The sequence below is a fragment of the Flavobacterium piscinae genome (assembly GCF_004122145.1).
In the GTDB taxonomy this organism is placed as follows: Bacteria; Bacteroidota; Bacteroidia; order Flavobacteriales; family Flavobacteriaceae; genus Flavobacterium; species Flavobacterium piscinae.
In genome coordinates, this window is sequence record NZ_SBKQ01000023.1 from 1 (window position 1) to 3396 (window position 3396).

The 3396-nt window shown below is 47.0% G+C and carries 2 tRNA genes and 2 rRNA genes; all 4 read right to left on the reverse strand.

Annotation, left to right across the window (positions count from 1 at the left end):
* Positions 1-1262, reverse strand: a 23S ribosomal RNA gene (locus EQG68_RS14795); the annotation flags it as partial.
* Positions 1263-1485: 223 nt separating this feature from the next.
* A tRNA-Ala gene (locus EQG68_RS14800) sits at positions 1486-1559 on the reverse strand.
* Between the two features lie 88 nt (positions 1560-1647).
* Positions 1648-1721 (reverse strand) — tRNA-Ile (locus tag EQG68_RS14805).
* 97 nt (positions 1722-1818) lie between these two features.
* Positions 1819-3334, reverse strand: a 16S ribosomal RNA gene (locus EQG68_RS14810).
* Between the last annotated feature and the right edge of the window lie 62 nt (positions 3335-3396).

Here is a 3396-nt window from a genome sequence, read left to right on the forward strand (position 1 = left end):
TCCAGCATACCTCACGATACACCTTCAACCCTGTTAGAATGCTCCCCTACCACTTTACTTATCGTAAAATCCATAGCTTCGGTAATATGCTTATGCCCGATTATTATCCATGCTCGTCCGCTCGACTAGTGAGCTGTTACGCACTCTTTAAATGAATGGCTGCTTCCAAGCCAACATCCTAGCTGTCTGGGCAGACAAACCTCGTTTTTTCAACTTAGCATATATTTGGGGACCTTAGCTGATGGTCTGGGTTCTTTCCCTCTCGGACTTGGACCTTAGCACCCAAGCCCTCACTGCTGGTAAACATTATATAGCATTCGGAGTTTGTCAGGAATTGGTAGGCGGTGAAGCCCCCGCATCCAATCAGTAGCTCTACCTCTATATAACTTATAACCAACGCTGCACCTAAATGCATTTCGGGGAGTACGAGCTATTTCCGAGTTTGATTGGCCTTTCACCCCTACCCACAGGTCATCCGAAGACTTTTCAACGTCAACCGGTTCGGACCTCCACTATGTGTTACCACAGCTTCATCCTGCCCATGGGTAGATCACACGGTTTCGCGTCTAACACTACTGACTAAAGCGCCCTATTCAGACTCGCTTTCGCTACGGATCCGTGACTTAATCACTTAACCTTGCCAGCAACGTTAACTCGTAGGCTCATTATGCAAAAGGCACGCCGTCACAGCTTATGCTGCTCCGACCGCTTGTAAGCGTATGGTTTCAGGATCTATTTCACTCCGTTATTCACGGTTCTTTTCACCTTTCCTTCACAGTACTGGTTCACTATCGGTCTCTCAGGAGTATTTAGCCTTAGCGGATGGTCCCGCCAAATTCAGACAGGGTTTCACGTGCCCCGCCCTACTCAGGATACCACTATCCTTATCCTCTCTTACTTATACGGGACTATCACCCTGTATCGTCTACCTTTCCAGGTAGTTCTAATTCAATTAGCAAGAAATATCGTGGTCCTACAACCCCAATATTGCCGTAACAACATTGGTTTGGGCTAATCCGCGTTCGCTCGCCACTACTTACGGAATCACTTTTGTTTTCTTCTCCTCCGCCTACTTAGATGTTTCAGTTCAGCGGGTTTGCTCACCTATCGGTGTACTATGTCTTCAACATAGTGGGTTGCCCCATTCGGATATCTACGGATCATTTCGTGTGTGCCAATCCCCGTAGCTTTTCGCAGCTTATCACGTCCTTCTTCGCCTCTGAGAGCCTAGGCATCCCCCATACGCCCTTATTTTGCTTATGTGCCGCCTTGCTATTTTCATAACAAGACCTTCTAAATACGTAACACAGTTACGTATCTAATTTTCTTATAAAAACGCAATCACTTGCGCCTTTACGTATTTTCTACTTTTTAAATGTTTTATCTCAATATGTCAATGAACTTTTTTCAAGTGATTAGTCCTTAGTAATTAGTTCTTAGTCTTTTGACTAATGACTATTCACTCTTTACTATTCACTAGAATAGTGGAGAATATCGGAGTCGAACCGATGACCTCCTGCGTGCAAGGCAGGCGCTCTAGCCAGCTGAGCTAATCCCCCGTTTTTTAGTTGTCAGTTAACAGTTATTAGTTAACAGTACTTATAACGGCTCACTCAACCCCTAGAATTTCCTCTAAGCGTAAAATAGTAGTCCCGCCCAGACTCGAACTGGGGACCCCTACATTATCAGTGTAGTACTCTAACCAGCTGAGCTACGAGACTCTGTATTTTTTGCTTATTGTAGTATTTGAATTAACAGCGAGAGTAATACCAATCTATTGATTGTTCTTTTTACCCAGAAACTTCTTAATGTCTCTAGAAAGGAGGTGTTCCAGCCGCACCTTCCGGTACGGCTACCTTGTTACGACTTAGCCCCAGTTACCAGTTTTACCCTAGGCAGCTCCTTGCGGTCACCGACTTCAGGTACCCCCAGCTTCCATGGCTTGACGGGCGGTGTGTACAAGGCCCGGGAACGTATTCACCGGATCATGGCTGATATCCGATTACTAGCGATTCCAGCTTCACGGAGTCGAGTTGCAGACTCCGATCCGAACTGAGAACGGTTTTATAGATTCGCTCCAACTTGCGTTGTGGCTGCTCTCTGTACCGTCCATTGTAGCACGTGTGTAGCCCAAGGCGTAAGGGCCGTGATGATTTGACGTCATCCCCACCTTCCTCACAGTTTGCACTGGCAGTCTCGTTAGAGTTCCCGACTTCACTCGCTGGCAACTAACAACAGGGGTTGCGCTCGTTATAGGACTTAACCTGACACCTCACGGCACGAGCTGACGACAACCATGCAGCACCTTGTAATCTGTCCGAAGAAAAATCTGTTTCCAAATCTGTCAGACTACATTTAAGCCTTGGTAAGGTTCCTCGCGTATCATCGAATTAAACCACATGCTCCACCGCTTGTGCGGGCCCCCGTCAATTCCTTTGAGTTTCAAACTTGCGTTCGTACTCCCCAGGTGGGATACTTATCACTTTCGCTTAGCCACTCAGATTGCTCCGAACAGCTAGTATCCATCGTTTACGGCGTGGACTACCAGGGTATCTAATCCTGTTCGCTACCCACGCTTTCGTCCATCAGCGTCAATCCATTAGTAGTAACCTGCCTTCGCAATTGGTATTCCATGTAATATCTAAGCATTTCACCGCTACACTACATATTCTAGTTACTTCCTAATAATTCAAGCCCTACAGTATCAATGGCAGTTTCCTAGTTGAGCTAGGAGATTTCACCACTGACTTATAAGGCCGCCTACGGACCCTTTAAACCCAATGATTCCGGATAACGCTTGGATCCTCCGTATTACCGCGGCTGCTGGCACGGAGTTAGCCGATCCTTATTCTTACGGTACCGTCAAGCTCCCTCACGAGGGAGTGTTTCTTCCCGTATAAAAGCAGTTTACAATCCATAGGACCGTCTTCCTGCACGCGGCATGGCTGGGTCAGGCTTGCGCCCATTGCCCAATATTCCTCACTGCTGCCTCCCGTAGGAGTCTGGTCCGTGTCTCAGTACCAGTGTGGGGGATCTCCCTCTCAGGACCCCTACCCATCATCGTCTTGGTAAGCCGTTACCTTACCAACTAACTAATGGGACGCATGCTCATCTTGTACCGATAAATCTTTAATGTTGTCTTGATGCCAAATCAACATACTATGGGGCATTAATCCAAATTTCTCTGGGCTATTCCCCTGTACAAGGTAGATTGCATACGCGTTACGCACCCGTGCGCCGGTCTCAAGTAAGCAAGCTTACTCTACCCCTCGACTTGCATGTGTTAGGCCTGCCGCTAGCGTTCATCCTGAGCCAGGATCAAACTCTTCATCGTATATTGTTCGCTAATAAATTAGCAGTTTTGTAGACGAAGTTGGCTAGGTATTTTCTTTAATC